18 protein-coding genes are annotated in these 17,556 nt (G+C 70.2%); 2 read left to right on the top strand and 16 right to left on the bottom strand.

Features of this window, described 5'->3' with window-relative positions; genetic code table 11:
- Positions 1-50 precede the first annotated feature (50 nt).
- Positions 51-1,436 carry an MFS transporter gene (locus ABD204_RS09520; RefSeq protein WP_194425388.1) on the top strand — a complete coding sequence of 462 codons (1,386 nt, stop codon included), beginning with the start codon at positions 51-53 and terminating at the stop codon, positions 1,434-1,436.
- The gene (locus ABD204_RS09515) at positions 1,433-1,813 is read left to right on the top strand and encodes an RNA-binding S4 domain-containing protein (RefSeq protein ID WP_194425389.1); all 381 of its coding nucleotides are present in this window, start codon (positions 1,433-1,435) and stop codon (positions 1,811-1,813) included. Before ABD204_RS09520 ends, ABD204_RS09515 begins: the two co-directional genes overlap by 4 nt.
- Before the next feature lie 20 nt (positions 1,814-1,833).
- Here the strand turns inward: ABD204_RS09515 and ABD204_RS09510 are convergent, their stop codons facing one another.
- The 16 genes from ABD204_RS09510 to ABD204_RS09435 form a co-directional block, all read right to left on the bottom strand.
- Positions 1,834-2,742: an NUDIX domain-containing protein gene (locus ABD204_RS09510; protein ID WP_194425390.1), complete on the bottom strand. Its 909-nt coding sequence runs from the start codon at positions 2,740-2,742 to the stop codon at positions 1,834-1,836.
- 254 nt (positions 2,743-2,996) lie between these two features.
- Positions 2,997-4,523, bottom strand: coding sequence for a ribosome biogenesis GTPase Der (der, locus tag ABD204_RS09505; protein ID WP_194425391.1), 1,527 nt, complete (start codon positions 4,521-4,523; stop codon positions 2,997-2,999).
- The gene (gene cmk, locus ABD204_RS09500; RefSeq protein ID WP_194425392.1) at positions 4,523-5,239 is read right to left on the bottom strand and encodes a (d)CMP kinase; all 717 of its coding nucleotides are present in this window, start codon (positions 5,237-5,239) and stop codon (positions 4,523-4,525) included. Before cmk ends, der begins: the two co-directional genes overlap by 1 nt.
- Entirely contained in the window at positions 5,232-6,368 is a 1,137-nt protein-coding gene (locus tag ABD204_RS09495) for a prephenate dehydrogenase (RefSeq protein WP_322597638.1), read from the bottom strand. The genes cmk and ABD204_RS09495 overlap by 8 nt, the downstream gene beginning before the upstream one ends.
- Positions 6,365-7,141 carry a pseudouridine synthase gene (locus ABD204_RS09490; protein ID WP_194425393.1) on the bottom strand — a complete coding sequence of 259 codons (777 nt, stop codon included), beginning with the start codon at positions 7,139-7,141 and terminating at the stop codon, positions 6,365-6,367. Before ABD204_RS09490 ends, ABD204_RS09495 begins: the two co-directional genes overlap by 4 nt.
- Positions 7,138-7,743 (bottom strand): SMC-Scp complex subunit ScpB, encoded by a 606-nt coding sequence (gene scpB / locus ABD204_RS09485; RefSeq protein ID WP_194425394.1) that lies wholly within the window; start codon positions 7,741-7,743, stop codon positions 7,138-7,140. The genes ABD204_RS09490 and scpB overlap by 4 nt, the downstream gene beginning before the upstream one ends.
- Complete coding sequence (locus ABD204_RS09480) at positions 7,733-8,590, bottom strand: segregation and condensation protein A (RefSeq protein WP_194425395.1); 858 nt, start codon at positions 8,588-8,590, stop codon at positions 7,733-7,735. The genes scpB and ABD204_RS09480 overlap by 11 nt, the downstream gene beginning before the upstream one ends.
- Positions 8,574-9,479: a ParA family protein gene (locus ABD204_RS09475; protein WP_206697564.1), complete on the bottom strand. Its 906-nt coding sequence runs from the start codon at positions 9,477-9,479 to the stop codon at positions 8,574-8,576. The genes ABD204_RS09480 and ABD204_RS09475 overlap by 17 nt, the downstream gene beginning before the upstream one ends.
- A gap of 53 nt (positions 9,480-9,532) precedes the next feature.
- Positions 9,533-10,456, bottom strand: coding sequence for a site-specific tyrosine recombinase XerD (gene xerD / locus ABD204_RS09470; RefSeq protein WP_322597639.1), 924 nt, complete (start codon positions 10,454-10,456; stop codon positions 9,533-9,535).
- A gap of 1 nt (position 10,457) precedes the next feature.
- Positions 10,458-11,048: an NUDIX domain-containing protein gene (locus ABD204_RS09465; protein ID WP_194425563.1), complete on the bottom strand. Its 591-nt coding sequence runs from the start codon at positions 11,046-11,048 to the stop codon at positions 10,458-10,460.
- Complete coding sequence (gene pyrG, locus ABD204_RS09460; protein ID WP_194425564.1) at positions 11,032-12,726, bottom strand: CTP synthase; 1,695 nt, start codon at positions 12,724-12,726, stop codon at positions 11,032-11,034. Before pyrG ends, ABD204_RS09465 begins: the two co-directional genes overlap by 17 nt.
- A gap of 14 nt (positions 12,727-12,740) precedes the next feature.
- Positions 12,741-14,438, bottom strand: a complete 1,698-nt coding sequence (gene recN / locus ABD204_RS09455; RefSeq protein WP_194425565.1) for a DNA repair protein RecN — start codon at positions 14,436-14,438, stop codon at positions 12,741-12,743.
- The gene (locus ABD204_RS09450; protein ID WP_194425566.1) at positions 14,435-15,400 is read right to left on the bottom strand and encodes an NAD kinase; all 966 of its coding nucleotides are present in this window, start codon (positions 15,398-15,400) and stop codon (positions 14,435-14,437) included. Before ABD204_RS09450 ends, recN begins: the two co-directional genes overlap by 4 nt.
- On the bottom strand, positions 15,397-16,197 hold the full coding sequence (locus ABD204_RS09445; protein WP_194425567.1) for a TlyA family RNA methyltransferase: 801 nt from the start codon (positions 16,195-16,197) through the stop codon (positions 15,397-15,399). The genes ABD204_RS09450 and ABD204_RS09445 overlap by 4 nt, the downstream gene beginning before the upstream one ends.
- On the bottom strand, positions 16,194-16,409 hold the full coding sequence (locus tag ABD204_RS09440) for a hypothetical protein (RefSeq protein WP_194425569.1): 216 nt from the start codon (positions 16,407-16,409) through the stop codon (positions 16,194-16,196). Before ABD204_RS09440 ends, ABD204_RS09445 begins: the two co-directional genes overlap by 4 nt.
- A gap of 18 nt (positions 16,410-16,427) precedes the next feature.
- Positions 16,428-17,462, bottom strand: a complete 1,035-nt coding sequence (locus ABD204_RS09435) for an HAD-IIA family hydrolase (RefSeq protein WP_194425568.1) — start codon at positions 17,460-17,462, stop codon at positions 16,428-16,430.
- Positions 17,463-17,556 lie beyond the last annotated feature (94 nt).

Raw genomic sequence — 17,556 nt, 5'->3', positions numbered from 1 at the left:
GACACCCGCGCGTTGCGAAGCCCTCCAGCGGCGCGAGTAGCCTCGAAGGGATGGGTGACGACACCGCGACGGCACGGCTGACGCCGCGGTCCGCGGTCGCCATCGCCGGCCTGGTCCTGGCCACCGCCGGCACCGCGCTTCCGCTGTCGATGGCCGCCCCCACGCTCTCGGCCCAAGCGGACCGCTACGGCACGACCACGGCCGACACCACGTGGGTCCTCACGGCGACGCTCATCGTCGCCACGGTGTCCGCGCCGGTGATCGCCCGCCTCGGAGACAACCACTCCCCCCGCCGCGTCCTGCTGTCGATCCTGCCTGTCATCGCCCTCGGCCTATTCCTCGCCGGCACGGCGACGGGCCTTACCCAGCTCATCCTCGCCCGCGCCTTGCAGGGCCTGTCGGGCGGCGTGTTGCCGCTCGCCCTGTCGCTCACGCAGCGGATCGTGCCCCCTGGTCGCCGAACTCTGTGGGTCGGGATCCTGGCGAGCGCCTTCGCATCGGGCACCGCGCTCGGCGCGGTCCTGGCGGGTGTACTCGTCGACGCGTACGGCACGCCCGCCCTCGCATGGGTTCCCCTGATCATTGTCGTCACGGCACAGATCGTGCTCGTGGCCTCCCTCCCCTCCACGCCCACCGCCGGCTCACGACGTCTGTACCTGCGCGCGTCCCTGGCCCTCGGGGCCGGAGGCGTCGCTCTGCTCCTCGCGATCACGGAAGGATCGAAGCTCCCGTACCCGTGCGCAACGGTGCCCCTGTTGATCGTGACAGGGTTGCTCGCTCTTGCCGGATGGGCGCGCACACAGTACCGGCGCGACACACCGCTGTGGAACAGGGCGTCCCTTCGTCGGCGCAGTGCCCTCATCGCCGCGCACATCATGGCCCTCCTGGGCGGTGCCGCCCTGTTCGGGATGTTCGTCTCCCTCCCCGCCTTCGTCGAAGCCCCTGACGGGCTAAACCTGTCGATCGTGATCGGCGGGGCCCTGCTGCTGCCGGCCACGGCCGCGATCGCCGCGGTCGGTCCACTCGCCGGACTCCTTCGCCGGGGGCTCGGGCGCCGCGGAACGGCGCTCCTCGGCGCGATCACCGCCACGGCCGGGGCGAGCCTGCAGTGGATCGCACCACACGAGATCCCGGTGCTGCTGGCCGGATCGACACTGCTCGGCGCGGGCGTGGCCGTCACCTTCGCCGCCGCTCTGACGGTGTCGATCGAACTCGCCTCGGCCGACGATGTCGCCGGCGCATCCGCCCCCAACATCGTCGCCCGCCAGCTGGGTGGGGCACTCGGCGCGGGCACCGCAGGAGCGGTGATCGCCCTGGCATCCTCGAGTACCCGGTTCGACACCGCCTTCGGAATCATCACCATCCTCGCAGCCGGAGTCGTCGTCGCGGCCGTCGGCCTGCCGCGGCACCTGTCCCGGGTACGCTCGACGGAATGAGCGAGAGCGCCCGGGTCGACGCATGGCTGTGGGCGGTGCGTGTCTACAAGACACGATCCGCCGCGACCACCGCCTGCCGTGCCGGACACGTGCGCGTGAACGGAGACCGCGCGAAAGCGGCGCAGCCGGTCCGCCCCGGCGACGAGCTCCGCGTACGCATCAACGGCTTCGACCGGCATCTGGTCGTGCGTCAGACCATCACCAAACGCGTCGGCGCTCCCGCCGCCGCGGCGGCGATGGAAGACCGCACCCCGCCCCCTCCCCCACGCACCGAGACACCGTTCGTCCCGGTACGGGATCGCGGCGCCGGCCGTCCCACGAAACGGGAACGGAGGGAGATCGACCGCCTGCGCGGACGAGACGGCGCCGCGCACTGACGGCGCGGCGACGCTAACGATCAGTCCGCGTCGAGCAGATCACGCAGCCAGCGCGCTCCCTGCACGCGAGCGCCGACCTCGGCGACCCGCTGCGCCAGTCCACGGTCGCTGGTCACAACGATCACGTCACGTCCTCGCGCGCGAAGGTCTGCGGCGATCGACACGATCGTGTCGTCGCCCTCACCCGGAGCCGCCACGACCTCGACCTGTGCGACCTCCGACGACACCGCGCGCGCCTGCCCCTCGACGACCGCGGTCCAGCTCGGGAACCACAGATCCCCGTCCATCGACAGCGCATCCGCCGGCACGCCACGCGCCGCACGTGCCGATACCCGAGCGAGAAGTCGCGACGCCGCCCCCGCACGGTCGCGCCACCATCCGTCGGGCACCGAGCCGACGACGTTGGCCATGTCGACGACGATCGCGGGATGCCGCGACAGCAAACCGCGCAACAGCGGCCACGACGCTGCGAAGCCCGGGTGAAGCGGCATCGACTCGACCTCGTCGATGGGCACCCAGGCGAGTTCCAGCGACTCGGGATCGGAGATCACCGGCGTGAACGGTTCGACGACGTCGGCCACCAACGTCGTGTAGGTCCACACACCGGCGTCGAACACGCTCTCGAATCGAGACCGCACCGCGCCGTCGGGAACCCCGGCCTCCTCCTGCGCCTCACGGATCGCACCGGTCGCCGCGTCTTCGCCCTGGTGCCGGGCGCCGCCGGGCAGAGCCCATGTGCCACCGAAGTGACTCCAGCCGACGCGGTGCTGCAACAGCACGCCTCGCTCGGCATCCAACGCCAGGAGTCCAGCCGCGCCGAAACGCCCCCAGTACCGCTCCCCCGTCGGGGCTTCCACCCAGGCGTCACCCGGGTCGCGCGGGCCGTGCGGCCGGCGCGGTTCACCGGGTTCAGGAGGGAGGATCGTCACCACGTCAAGCCTGGCACACCCCGGGGGCGCTCGCGTTCGTCAGGCGCACCCGCGCTCATCCGAAGCCGCCCCATGCATTCGACACCCGTCGACTGACCTCGCGCCCACCCCGGCCCGTGATGTCCGACTTTCCGTCGCGCTCACAAAGCGGGGCAAACGAGAGTACAACACGCCGGCACGCCCCCGCGCACCATGTCCCATTTCGCGTCGGATAGAGCCGTCCGAGCAACCGAAAGTGGGACATCCCCCGGGGGTCAGGAGCGCTGGCGACGCTCGCGGATGCGCATGTTCAGCACGATGGGCGAACCCTCGAAGCCATAGATCTCGCGCAGGCGACGCTGGATGAACCGGCGGTAGCCCGGGTCGAGGAACCCGGTCGTGAACAGCACGAATGTCGGCGGGCGGCTCGCCGCCTGGGTACCGAACAGGATGCGCGGCTGCTTCCCGCCCCGCAACGGGTGCGGGTGCTCGGCGACCAGCTCCGAAAGGAACGCGTTGAATTTGCCGGTCGGGATGCGCTGATCCCACGAGGAGAGCGCGGTCTCGAGTGCCGGGACCAGCTTGTCGAGGTGCCGTCCGGTCTTGGCGGAGATGTTCACGCGAGGCGCCCACGCCACGTGCGCGAGATCCCGCTCGATCTCCCGCTCCAGGAAGCGCCGACGGTCCTGACCGTCCATGTCGTCGTCGTTGAGGCGGTCCCACTTGTTGTACGCGATCACAAGGGCGCGGCCCGACTCGAGCACGAGGTCGATGATGTTGAGGTCCTGCACGCTGATCGGCTGGGTCACGTCGATCACGACGACCGCGACCTCCGCCTTCTCCAACGCTGCGGAGGTCCGCAGCGACGCGTAGAAATCGGCACCCTGCGAGAGATGCACACGACGACGGATGCCGGCCGTGTCGACCAGGCGCCACATCTTGCCGCCGAGCTCGACGATCTCGTCCACCGGATCGCGAGTGGTACCGGCGAGCTCGTTGACGACGACGCGCTCTTCGCCGGCCGCCTTGTTCAGCAACGACGACTTGCCGACGTTCGGGCGCCCGAGGATCGCCACACGACGCGGCCCACCGATCTCGGCGGAAGCGACCGCGGAGACCGTCGGCAGCACCTTCATGACCTCGTCGAGAAGGTCGGCGACACCGCGACCGTGGATCGCCGACACCGGGTGCGGCTCGCCGAGACCCAGATTCCACAGGGCCGCGGCCTCGGGCTCCTGACGGGCGTCGTCGATCTTGTTGGCGACGAGGAAGACGGGTTTGCCGCTCTTGCGCAGCAGCTTCACGACGTGCTCGTCGGTGGCGGTGGCGCCCACCATCGCGTCGACGACGAAGAGCACCACGTCGGACAGGTCGATCGCAACCTCCGCCTGCGCGGCGACGGAAGCGTCGATGCCGCGGGCATCCGGCTCCCACCCCCCGGTGTCGACGAGCGAGAATCGTCGATCGAGCCACTCGGCCTTGTAGGTGACGCGGTCGCGGGTGACACCGGGCGTGTCCTCGACCACCGCCTCCCGTCGACCGAGGATGCGGTTCACGAGCGCAGACTTGCCGACGTTCGGACGCCCCACGATCGCCACGACCGGCAGCGCCGGCAGGTATTCGATGCCGTCTTCGCCGACGCCGACACCTTCCAGCAAGACGGCGTCTTCGTCGTCGAGGTCGTAGTCCTGCAACGATGCACGCAACGCCGTGGCCCGCTGATCGGCGAGCTGCTCGTCCATGTCGGCGAGCGTCTCCTCGAGGTTGTCGGGTCCGGCGTCGTATTCCTCTTCGGTACCCATCAGCGCACCCCTCCCTCGGCGATGACGCCGAGGACGGCGTCGACGGTCTGCTCGAAATCGAGCTCGGTCGAGTCGACCACCGTCACGCCCTCGGCGGCGGTGAGGAAGTCGACGACCTTCGAATCGGCGGTGTCGCGGCGACGCAACGCATCGGCGACGGCGGTCGCATCGTGGCCGCTGATCTCGGCGCTGCGGCGCGCGGCGCGCACCTCGGGCGCGGCGGTCAACAGGATGCGCACCGGGGCGTCCGGGGCGACGACGGTGGTGATGTCGCGCCCCTCGACGACGACCCCGGGGCGACCGGAGCCGGCGACCATCGCCCGGAACATGGCGTTGATCGACTGGCGCACGGCGGGCACCCGTGCCACGCCGCTGACCGCCTCGGTCACGCGGATCTCCCGGATCGCCTCGGTCACATCGGCCTCACCCACGCGCACCCAGTAATGGTCGGGGTCGAGGGAGATGGCGTAGTCGAAGTCGCCGGTCGCGTCGAGGACGGCGGCGGAGTCGGAGGTGTCGACGCCACGCTCGACGGCGTGCCACGCGAGCGCCCGGTAGGCGGCGCCGGTGTCGAGGTAGCCGAAGCCGAGGCGGCGGGCGGCCTCCTTCGACACGCTCGATTTTCCGCTGCCGGCGGGGCCGTCGATCGCGACGACCGTCACCGGAGGGGTCTGCGCGGCCGCCGTGGCGTCTGCGGGGGTGGACAGGTCAGTCATTGCTTGTACTCGCTATCTTCCAGCCGCGGTCCTGCAATCCGTCGACGCAGCGACGCACGACGCCCGGGGCGACGCTGATCTCGGCGAGACCGAACAGGGCGCCCGGGGAGTGTTCGAGGCGAAGGTCCTCGACGTTGACGTCGAGGTCGCCGAGGTCGCCGAACAGCTTTCCGAGCTGCCCGGCACGGTCGTCGACCATGACGACGACCGTTTCGAATCGACGGTTCTGGCCGTGCTTGCCGGGGAGACGTTCGACACCGTCGTTGCCTCGTCGGATCGTGTCGGCCACGGCGCGTCGGGCGCCGGTCGCTTCGGGGTCGCGGAGGGCGTCCGCCACCGTGGTGAGGTCTGCCGCGAGACCGTCGAGCACGTCGACCACCGGCGCCGCGTTCGCTCCGAGGATCTGCACCCACAGCTCCGGAGCCGACGCCGCGATGCGGGTGGTGTCGCGCACGCCTTGGCCGGCCAGCCGCAACGACCCGTCGGGGGCGTCGACGAATCTTCCCGCCAGCAGGCTCGCGACCAGTTGCGGTACGTGTGAAACGAGCGCGACGGATCGGTCGTGCTCCTCCGGGGACATCTCGATCGGGGTGGCACCGAGGTCGAGGATCAGCCCCTCCACGACGGCGAGGTCCGACGCCCGGGTCTCGCCGTCGCGACAGACCACCCACGGGCGACCGACGAAGATGTCGGCGCGCGCGGAGATCGCTCCCCCGCGCTCGCGGCCGGCCAGCGGGTGCGAGCCGATGTAGCGGGTGAGGTCGACGCCGCGCTGGCGCAGCGTACGCAACGGTTCGAGCTTGACGCTCGCGACGTCGGTGACCACCGCCTCCGGGAAACGTGCGAGTTCGGCGGCGATCACATCGGCGGTGACATCCGGAGGCACGGAGACGACCACGAGGGACGGCGTGTCGTCCTCGCGCGCCGCCCGGCCGGCACCGTAGTCGATGGCCAGTCGCAACTGCGCGGGCGAGGTGTCTTCGAGCACCACGTCGACACCGAGCGCGACGAGGGCGTGTCCGATGCTCGCGCCCAGCAGCCCCGCACCCACGATGCGCACCGTCCCCGAAGAGCGCGCAGACAGGCGGTCGGTGCCGCCGGCGCGTGGCAGATCGAAGGCGTCGGTCACGGGTTCTCCGGGGAGGGGGTGGACGGGCCGCCGCGAGAGAGAGTCAGCAGCGCACCCCGCTCCACTGTAGTCAATTCGCGGGTCTTCCCGGCTGGGAGGGTACCCAGGTGGAGCGGACCGAATTGGCGGCGCACCAGCTCTTCGACGGGGTGGCCGACGGCATCCATCATGCGGCGCACGATGCGGTTGCGTCCCGAGTGCAGCGTGAGCTCGACGAGCGAACCGCCGCCCTCCGCACTCGCCGACAGGATGCGCGCCTTGTCTGCCGCGATCGGTCCGTCTTCCAGCTCGATCCCCCGGGTCAGAGCGGCCACCGTCTGCGCGCTCACGCGACCGGTCACCTTGGCGATGTACACCTTCGTCACCCCGAACGACGGGTGGGCGAGCACGTGCGCCAGCTCCCCGTCGTTGGTCAGGACGAGCAGCCCGCTCGTGTCGGCGTCGAGGCGGCCCACGTTGAACAGGCGCTCCTCGAACCGCTCGGTGTAGCGGCGCAGGTCGGGACGCCCGCGATCATCGCGCATCGAGCTGACGACGCCGCGCGGCTTGTTGAGCATGACGTATCGCTTCGTGGCATCCAGTTGCACCGCGGTGCCGTCGACATCGACGAGGTCGTTCTCAGGGTCGATGCGGGTGCCGAGCTCGGTGACGACCGAGCCGTTCACGCGCACACGACCGGCGACGATCAACTCCTCCGACACACGGCGGGAGGCGACGCCGGCCTGCGCGAGCACCTTCTGCAGGCGGACGCCCTCGGGGGCCTGATCGTTCATCGGATGATCTCCGCATCGAATCCGGTCGACCCGTCGTCGAGCAGCGGTGAGATCGGCGGCAGCTCATCGAGGGAGTTGATGCCGAGGTTCACCAGGAGCGCATCGGTGGTCCCGTAGTTCAACGCTCCGGTGTCGGGGTCGGCGAACAGTTCGGTGATGAGTCCACGCCCGAGGAGGGTCCGCACCACGGAATCCACGTTCACGGCCCGGATCGAGGCGATCTGGCTGCGCGTGATGGGCTGCTTGTAGGCGATCACGGCGAGCGTCTCCAGCGCCGCCTGCGAGAGTCGGGACGGGGCCTGCCCGCTGACGTACTCGCGGACGAGGTCGTCATGCTCCTCGCGGACATACAGCCGCCAGCCGCCCCCCACCTCCCGCAGCTCGAAGCCGCGCCGGGGACCGCCCGTCTCGCCGTCGTAATCGGCGACGAGTGACTCCACGGCTTGGCGCACCGCGGGCACCGGGCTCCCCACGGCGGTGGCCAGGCTGACCAGGCTCTGCGGCTCGTCGACCACCAGCAGGATCGCCTCGACGCGGCGGATGACCGACGCGGCGTCCTGTGGGCGCGCGGGCGGTTCGGCGGTGTCGTTCTCATCGGTCATAGTCGGCTCCCAACGTGGCGAGATTCTCGTCGGACCAGCGTGACGCCGTCCAACGCAGCGTGAGCTCCCCGAGGGGCTCGAGCTGTTCGAACGACAACGCAGCGTGGCGGTACAGCTCGAGCACCGAGAGGAACCGGGCGACGATGACCCCGGTCTGGGTGATGCCCGAGACGAGGTCGCGGAAATTCAGGGTGCCCGCGTCCCGCAGCAGCGTCACCACCACCGCCGCCTGCTCGCGGATGCTCACCAGGGGCGCATGGAGGTGGTCGACGCCGACCAGCGGGATCTCCTTCGGGGCGAAGGCCATCATCGCCAAGGCGGCGAAGTCGTCGGCGCTGAGCGTCCACACGAGGTCGGGGACGGCCGACCGGTGCTTGTCCTCGAGCTTGACCGACCGGGTGTGACGCTTGTCCTCGCGTCGCAACGACCGCTCGAACCAGGTCGAGACCTCCTTGAAGGCGCGGTATTGCAGCAGACGGGCGAACAGCAAGTCCCGGGCCTCCAGCAGCGCGACGGCCTCCGCGTCGACCAGTTCCCCCTGCGGGAGCAGCCCGGCGACCTTCATGTCGAGCAGGGTCGCCGCCACGACGAGGAACTCCGACGCCTCGTCGAGCTCGTCCGGACCGAGATCCTTCAGGTACCCGATGAATTCGTCGGTGACCCGGCTGAGCGAGACCTCGGTGATGTCCAGCTCATGCTGGGAGATCAGTTGCAGCAACAGGTCGAACGGGCCGTCGAAGACGCCGAGCGAGACGCGGAAACCGTCACCGACGTCTTCGATCGCGGTGACCGGGGCGTCGGCCGATGCCGCGGGGGTTCCTTCGTGATGCTCAGGCGACGGCGCCACGGTCGACCAGCTCTCGTGCCAGGCGCAGGTAGGCCTGGGCGGCCGAGTGCTCGGGCGCGAACTCCGTGATCGGCATCCCCGACACCGACGCGTCGGGGAACTTCACCGTGCGACCGATCACGGTCTCGAGCACGTCGTCTCCGAACGCGTCGACGACGCGCTCCAGCACTTCCCGGGAGTGCAGCGTGCGCGGGTCGTACATGGTGGCCAGCACGCCGTCGAGCGTGATGGTCGGGTTCAGACGGTCGCGCACCTTGTCGATCGTCTCGATCAGGAGGGCGACACCGCGCAACGCGAAGAACTCGCACTCCAGGGGGATGATCACACCGTGGCTGGCGGTCAACGCGTTGACGGTGAGCAGGCCCAGCGAGGGCTGACAGTCAACGAGGATGACGTCGTAGTCCTTCGAGACCTTCCGCAACACCTGCGCGAGGATCTGCTCGCGGGCGACCTCGTTGACCAGGTGCACCTCCGCAGCCGACAGGTCGATGTTCGCGGGGATGATGTCGAGCCCCTCGACCCGGGTGGGCACGATGACCTCGCGGGGGTCGCGCTTCGTGTTCAACAGCAGGTCGTAGATCGTCGGGATGTCGTGGGTCTGGATGCCCAGACCGGCCGACAGCGCGCCCTGCGGGTCGAAGTCGACCGCGAGCACCTTGCGTCCGTAGCTCGCGAGCGCGGCGGCGAGATTGATGGTGGTCGTGGTCTTGCCCACGCCGCCCTTCTGGTTGCACAGCGACACGATGCGCGCCGGGCCGTGGCCGTCGAGGACGGGCGGTGTGGCGAATCCACGATAGGGACGCCCGGTCGGACCGAGGACCGTCCCGTCACCGGACGCCTTCGTCTCGCCGCGTTTGGTTGCCGCCACCGACTCTCCTGCCTTCGCCATAACGTGCACCGATTCTAGTCGTCCCCGGGCCGGACGCCCGGTTGACCCGCGGGTCACCGCGCGCGCGGATGCGATGTCGCGTACACGTCCCGTAGCGCATCGACGCTGACGTGCGTGTAGATCTGCGTCGTCGCGACCGACGCGTGCCCGAGCAGCTCCTGGACCACGCGCACGTCGGCTCCGCCCTGGAGCAGATGTGTGGCGAACGAGTGGCGCAGCGTGTGCGGGGAGACATGGGCGGCCAGGGATGCCCGCTCGGCCGCCTGTTGCAACACGAGCCATGCGCTCTGACGCGACAGCGGCGCGCCGCGGGCGCCGAGGAACAGGCGCGGTGTGGCCCGTCCACGTCGGGAAAGCTCCGGACGCGCGCGGGTGAGGTATGCGGCGACGGCGGCCTGCGCGTACGACCCGACCGGCACGATGCGCTCCTTCGATCCCTTGCCCCGCACGCGGAGGACGTCGCCGTGGGCGACGTCGTCGACGTCGAGGTGCACGATCTCGGAGACCCGGGCGCCGGTCGCGTACAGCAATTCGAGCAGGGCCCGGTCGCGCAGCCCGATCTCCTCCCCGGGCACCGCCTCGGCCGGAGCGGGACCGGATGCGTCCAGCAACGCTTCGACCTGCGCGACCGTCAACGCCTTGGGAAGGCGCCGGGGTGCCTTCGGCGGCCTGAGCCGCGCCGCAGGGTCGGCGAGTTCGATCTCTTCGCGGACGAGGAACCGGTGCCAACCGCGCACCGACGACTGCATCCGCGCGAGCGAACTGGACGCCGGCGGTGGGTCCTGTCCGGCCCGGTCGGCGATGAACGCCGCGACGGTCTCCTGGGTCACCTCCGCGGTGTCGCCGATCCCCCGCGCGTCCAGCCACGCGGCGTAGACCGCCAGATCACGGCGATAGGCGCCGAGCGTGTTCTCCGACAGGCCCCGCTCCACGGTGACGTGGCGCAGGTAGGCGTCGACGGCACGTTCGACGCGCACGTCAGTCCTTCGCCACGCCCTCGCGGAGGCGGTGCGACGCGGCGAGGACCCCGACGGCGAGGATGCCGTTGCGGAAACGTCCGGTCAGCACGCCGTCCACGGCCTCGGACAGGGGCATCCACTCCTGACGGATGTCGGCCTCCTCCTCTTCCCGCGCGTGCGCGACACCCACCGGCGACAGTCCGCGGGCGAGGAAGACGTGCACGACCTCGTCGTTGCCGCCGGGGGTCGTGAAGATGCTCACCAGGTCGTCCCACCGGTCCGCTTCGAGGTCGACCTCCTCGGCGAGCTCACGCCGTGCGGTCTCGAGCGGGGCTTCACCCTCGACGTCGAGCAGACCGGCCGGGATCTCCCAGTCCCGATGCCGGATCGGGTGCCGGTACTGCTGGATCAGCAGCACGCGGTCCTGGTCGTCCACGGCGACCACCGCGGCCGCGCCGGGGTGGTCGACGTACTGCCGGATGATCTCCCCCTCGCCGTAGCGGAAGGTGTCGCTGCGCACATCCCAGACATGACCGGAGTAGACCAGTTCGGTCTCGACGACGTCGACCTCGACCGGCTCGTCCCTCAGCGACTCACTCGTCTTCGACATCGAACAGCTCACTCGAACGGTGACGGTCCAGGGCGGCGCCGATCAGACCTCGGAAAAGCGGGTGCGGATCGGTCGGACGAGAGCGCAGCTCCGGGTGGGCCTGCGTGGCGATGTAGTAGGGGTGCACGTCGCGGGGAAGCTCGACGAACTCGACCAGGTTGCGGTCCGGGGACAGGCCCGAGAAACTCAACCCCGCCGTCGCGATCGCGTCGCGATAGGCGTTGTTGACCTCGTAACGGTGCCGGTGACGCTCCTCGATCCGATCCGCGCCGTAGACCTCCGCCGCGAGCGAACCGGTACCGAGGTCGGCCGGATACAACCCCAGACGCATCGTGCCGCCGAGGTCACCGCGGTCGATGATGTCGACCTGCTCGGCCATGGTCGCGATGACGGGAGCGGGGGTGTCCGGGTCGAACTCACTCGACGAGGCGCCCTCGATGCCGGCGACGTTGCGCGCGTATTCGATGACCATGCACTGCAGACCGAGGCAGATACCGAGGGTCGGGATGCCCTGCTCGCGGGCGAAGCGCAACGCACCGAGTTTGCCCTCGATGCCGCGGATACCGAACCCTCCGGGGACGACGATTCCGTCGAGTCCGCCGAGCGCCTTCGCGGCCCCCTCGGGTGTCTCGCACAGGTCGGAGGGGATCCAGGTGATGCTCACGTGGGTCTCGTGGGCGAATCCGCCGGCCTTGACCGCCTCGGTGACCGACAGGTAGGCGTCGGGGAGGTCGATGTACTTGCCGACCAGGCCGATCGTCACCTCGTGCTTGGGGTTGTGCACCGCCTGGAGCACCCGCTCCCAGCGCGACCAGTCGACCTCCGCGGCGCGGTCCAGGTCGAGGGCGCGCACGATGTACGAGTCGAGGTTCTGATCGTGCAACATCGAGGGGATGTCGTAGATGCTGGGCACGTCGACGGCGTTGACCACCGCGTCCTCGTCTACGTCGCACATGAGCGCGATCTTGCGCTTGTTCGCGTCGGTGACCGGGCGGTCGCTGCGCAGCACGAGCGCATCCGGCTGGATCCCGATCGAACGCAACGCCGCCACAGAGTGCTGGGTCGGCTTGGTCTTCTGCTCCCCCGACGCACCCATGTAAGGCACCAACGAGACGTGCACGAAGAACACGTTGCCGCGACCGAGTTCGTGACGGATCTGACGAGCGGCCTCGATGAACGGCTGCGACTCGATGTCGCCGACCGTTCCGCCGATCTCGGTGATGATGACATCCGGCTTCGGGGTCTCATCGGCCTGCAGGCGCATGCGGCGCTTGATCTCGTCGCTGATGTGCGGGATCACCTGCACCGTGTCTCCGAGGTACTCTCCGCGACGCTCCCGGGCGATCACCTGGGAGTACACCTGACCGGTGGTGACGTTGGCCGCCTGGCTGAGCTGGATGCCCAGGAAACGCTCGTAGTGCCCGATGTCGAGGTCGGTCTCGGCACCGTCGTCGGTCACGAAGACCTCGCCGTGCTGGAACGGGTTCATCGTCCCCGGGTCGACGTTCAGATACGGGTCGAGCTTCTGCATGACCACCCGCAGACCGCGCGCGGTGAGAAGGTTTCCGAGGCTCGCCGCCGTGAGGCCCTTACCCAGGGAGGAGACGACACCGCCTGTCACGAAGATGTGCTTCGTCGTGTCGTGGGGGGAAAGTCCGTCGGCGGGAGTCTGCGTCACGGGCTTCGATCCTATCAGTCGAGAACGGTGCCGAGCTCGAGCAGCTCGCGGGCATGTGTCAGGGCGGCGTCGCTGTCGGGCATGCCCGACAGCAGCCGTGCCATCTCGGCCTCACGCTCGGCGCCGTTCAAGCGCCGCACGCTCGAGGCGGTGACCGAACCGTCGCTGGCTTTGACGACCGAGAGATGGTTGGTGGCGAACGCCGCCACCTGGGCGAGGTGGGTGACCGCGATCACCTGCGAGGACCGCGCGAGGCGCGCCAGGCGGCGGCCGACCTCGATCGCGGCGGCTCCGCCGATACCGGCGTCGACCTCGTCGAACACGAATGTGGGAACAGGGTCGGTCGCCGAGATGACGACCTCGATGGCGAGCATCACCCGGCTGAGCTCGCCTCCGGATGCGCCCCGCGCGACTGGGCGCGGCTGAGCTCCGGGGTGCGCGGACAGCAGGATCTGCACCTCGTCACGCCCGGCGAGCGAGGGTGGGGCATCGGACACCTCGACGGTCACCGATGCGTCGGGCATGGCCAGTTCGCGCAACTCCGCCGACACCGCCTCGCCCAGGCGGGTCGCCGCGGCGGTGCGCGCGGCGGTGAGGTCGGCGGCGGCACGGTCGAGCGCGGTCGCGGCGTCGTCGCGCTCCGCGACGAGACGCTCCAGGCGGTCGTCGTCGTCGTCGAGTTCGGCCAGGCGGTTCGACCCGGTCTCGAGCAGGCCGATCGCGGCCTCGAGCGTGCCGTGGGCGCGGATGAGTGACCCGAGCACCGCGCGACGCTCCTCCACGGCGGCCAGCTCGTGCGGGCCCGACTCGTCGAGGTCGGCGAGGTATGCCGCGATCCCGGTGGCCAGGTCGGTGACCCGGTATCCGATCTCGGCGATCTGCTCACCGAACGCCTCCAGATCCGGGTCGCGGTCGCCGGTGCGCTCGAGCGCGCGGCGCGCCTCGGCCAGGAGCGTGGTGGCATCCGGGGCCTCCGACTCGCCCGACAAGGCCTCGTGCGCGGTCGCGGCAGCCATCCTGAGCTCTTCGATGTTCGCCAGGCGATCCGCGCGAGCCGCCAGCTCGGCGTCCTCCCCCGGCTGCGGGGCCGCCTGTTCGATCTCGGCGATCTCCGCGCGCAGGCGCTCGGCCTCGGCAGCACGGCTCTCGCGGTCGCCGGTGAGTGACGCCAGCTCGGCATCGAGGGCACGCCAACGTTCGAACGCCGCCCGATACACGGCCAGCGCAGTGGCGATCGCGTCGCCTCCGAAGCGGTCGAGCGCGTCCCGCTGGGCGGCCGCGGAGCGCAGCCGCAATTGGTCGGACTGCCCGTGGACGACGACGAGGTCCGCGGCGAGGTCCGCGAGCACGCCTGCGGGGGCGGCGCGACCACCGACGGACGCACGGCCCCGCCCCTCACGTGAGACCGAACGCCCGACGAACAGTTCCGCCCGACCGTCGCCGATCGCCTCGACATCTCCCCCGGCGTCGCGCACGCGGTCGACGACCGGACCGGAATCCGGCACGATCCAGACGCCGTCCACCGAGGCCTGCCCGGCACCTGCGCGCACGGCTCCGGAATCGGCACGCTGTCCCAGGAGCAGGCCCAGGCCGGTCACGACCATGGTCTTGCCGGCACCTGTCTCCCCGGTGATGGCGGTGAAGCCGGGCCCCATGGGAAGGGTGGCTTCGGCGATGACCCCGAGATCTCGCAGGCGCATCTCCTCGATCACGGATGCCCCTCCCCCTCGGGTGGTGACGTGCGAACCGTGGCGGTGGTGGGTCTGGTCCCCGGGCCCCGCCATCCCTCGACCGGCAAGCGGAACTTGCGCACGAGCCGATCGGTGAACGCCGACCGGTGCAGTCGCGCCAGACGCACCGGTGCGGCGGCCCGCCGCACCACGACACGGGCGCCGGGCGGCAGATCGTGGGAACGTCGTCCGTCGCACCACAGCACGCCGCTGCCGTCGGTCCCTTCGATGAGTTCGATCGCGACGGCCTGATCCGGCCCCACGACAAGCGGCTTCGCGAACAGCGCGTGCGCGGACAACGGCACGACGGCGATCGCCTGCACGGTCGGCCAGATGACCGGGCCTCCGGCGGAGAAGTTGTACGCCGTCGAGCCCGTCGGCGTCGAGACGACGACACCGTCGCAACCGAACGCCGACAGTGGACGACCGTCAACCTCGATCGCGACCTCGAGCATGCGCTCGCGGGCGGCCTTCTCGACGGTCGCCTCGTTCAACGCCCAGGTCTCGTAGACGACGGTGTCGGCGCGGTCCTTGATGCGCACCTGTAGCGCGAGACGCTCTTCGACCTCGTACTCGCGGGAGATCACGCGACGGACCGCCTCGTCCATGTCGTCGCGCTCACTCTCGGCGAGGAACCCGACGTGTCCGAGATTGACACCGAGCACCGGCGCGGTGCCGCCGCGCACCAGCTCGGCCGCACGCAGAATGCTGCCGTCACCGCCGAGGACGACGGCGAGTTCGATCTGCGGGACCTGTACGTCCCGGCCGAGGATCGCCAGGCCGTCCACGCCGGGCCGCGCCGCACAGATCTCTTCGGCGTCGACGTCCGCCAGGACCGGGATGGCCCCGGCGCCGCGAAGGGCCGTGATCACGCTCTCGGCCGCGTCGCGTGTGTCCTCCCCGCCGCGCACGACGACGAGGATGTACCGCTCGGACTCGGTCATCGGGCTCCCGTCAGCTCGGAGATCGTGTGCAGCCATTCTGTCGGATTGGTACCCCGATCCGGCGCGAGGTGGATGAGGAACTCGGCGTTGCCGTGTGTGCCCGTCAGCGGGGACGCGATGACCCCGAGTGTGCCGAAGCCGTGGTCCCAGGCGTTCCACAACACGTCGCCGACGGCTTCGGCGCGCAGGGCCGGGTCGGTCACGAGGCCCCCGCGTACGGCGGTGCGCCCCACCTCGAACTGGGGCTTGACCAGAAGCACCGCGTCCCCACCCTCGGCGATCGTCGCCGCGACGGCGGGGAGGACCAGCGACAGCGAAATGAAGGAGAGATCCCCCGTGACCACCGCCGGTCGGGCATCGACCCCGCACGCCGCGCGGAGCCCGTCCGCATCCATGAAGCGCACGTTGTAGCCTTCGATGCTCGTGACCGCGTTGTCGGCGGCGACCAGCGGATCGAGCTGACCGTGTCCGACGTCGACCGCGATCACGGGCGCGGCGCCCCGCTCTCGCAGCACCTGGGTGAATCCGCCGGTCGAGGCCCCCATGTCCAACGCGCAGCGATCACGGACGTCGACGTCGAATGTATCGAGGCCGGCGATGAGCTTGTGCGCGGCGCGACTGACGTAGTGATCGGCTCCGGCGACCGTCAGATCGGAGGACTCCGCCACACGCGTCGAGGGCTTGACCACGATGGCCCCGTCCACGCTCACAAGGCCGTCGCCGATGAGGCCGGCGGCATGGGTGCGCGAACGCGCCAGACCGCGGGCGGCCAACGCCGCATCGAGCCGAACGGTCATGAGCGCGCGGCGCGACCGGTCACGTCGGCGTCCAACCGAGCGGCCAATTCGTCGTGGAGCGACGCGTACGCGTCAGCACGACCGGCCAGAGGCTGGGCCTCGATGACCTCGAGACGCGACACCAGGTCGAGGTCGTGCGAACCGGCGGAATCCTCCGCGCGCGACGAGGGGGCAGGGCCGGTCGGTGGTGCGGGGATCGGCGAGCTGTCCATCCCCTCATGCTACGTGCCTCAGGGACGGTGGAACGGATCGGCGTACAGCTTCTCCGGAACCCGGAACCCGAAGATCTGACGCCCGGTGTCCCAGATCGCCTGCGCCCCGGCGCGGAGCAGGTCGATCTGCGAGGAGCCCTCGTTGAGGATCCGGACGTCGGCGCCTTCGATGCGCACACGCGCGTCGCGTACGCGGACCACCCCGTCCTTGCGGATGACCTCCGGGTACGGCTCGTGGAGTTCGCGGAGGTCGGAGAGGACATAGGAGGGCTGTGAACCCGACGGTGCCGCCAGGACGTGCTTGGGGCGATCGATTCCGGTGAGCACGAGGGCAGAGGCGATACCCGCGCGGTTCGCTCCGAGGATGTCCGTGTCGAGGCGGTCACCGAGGAACAACGGCGACGTCGAGCCGAAGCGGGCGACGGCTTCTTCGAAGATCGGGACCTCGGGCTTGCCGGCGACGGTCGCGAGGCGGCCCACCGCGGTGTGGACGGCGGATACGAGGGTGCCGTTGCCCGGCGCGATGCCCCGAGCCTGCGGGATGGTCCAGTCGGTGTTCGTGGCGATCCAGGGGATACCGCCGTCCTCGATCGGTGTCGCCAGCGCGTAGGCGGCCTCGGCCAGGTGTGCCCAGCCGACCTCCGGCGAGAAACCCTGCACCACGGCCGCGGGGGCGTCCTGTGCACTGCGGGTGACGGTGAAGCCCCCCTTCTGCAGCTCGGAGACAAGTCCGTCCCCCCCGACGACCAGAATCGTCGCGCCGACCGGCACGAGGGTTCCGAGAAGACGCACAGCCGCCTGCGGACTGGTGACCACATCCGACGGCTCGGCGGCCAGGCCGAGTCGCCCGAGATGGTCGGCCACCGAGACGTCCGTGCGTGACGCGTTGTTCGTGATGTAACCCAGGCGACGTCCGACCGCAGCGCGGTTCAGGGCCTCGACCGCGTGGGGCATCGCCCCCGCCCCGGCGTACACGACGCCGTCGAGATCGGTCAGAACCGTGTCCACCCCGTCCAGCGGGGTGCGGGCGGCGGAATGTCCGAACAAGCCCATGCGTGTCCTCCAGCGATTCGACTCGGAAAAGGGCTGTTAACGCGGAAATGGCCACCCTGCGTTGGGTGGCCATTTCCGGTAAGGGAAGTCCGGC

Origin of the sequence: Microbacterium aquimaris (assembly GCF_039531285.1) — a bacterium.
In the GTDB taxonomy this organism is placed as follows: Bacteria; Actinomycetota; Actinomycetes; order Actinomycetales; family Microbacteriaceae; genus Microbacterium; species Microbacterium aquimaris.
The sequence above is the reverse complement of the archived record's forward strand: the minus strand, read 5'-3'. Positions and strand labels throughout refer to the sequence as shown.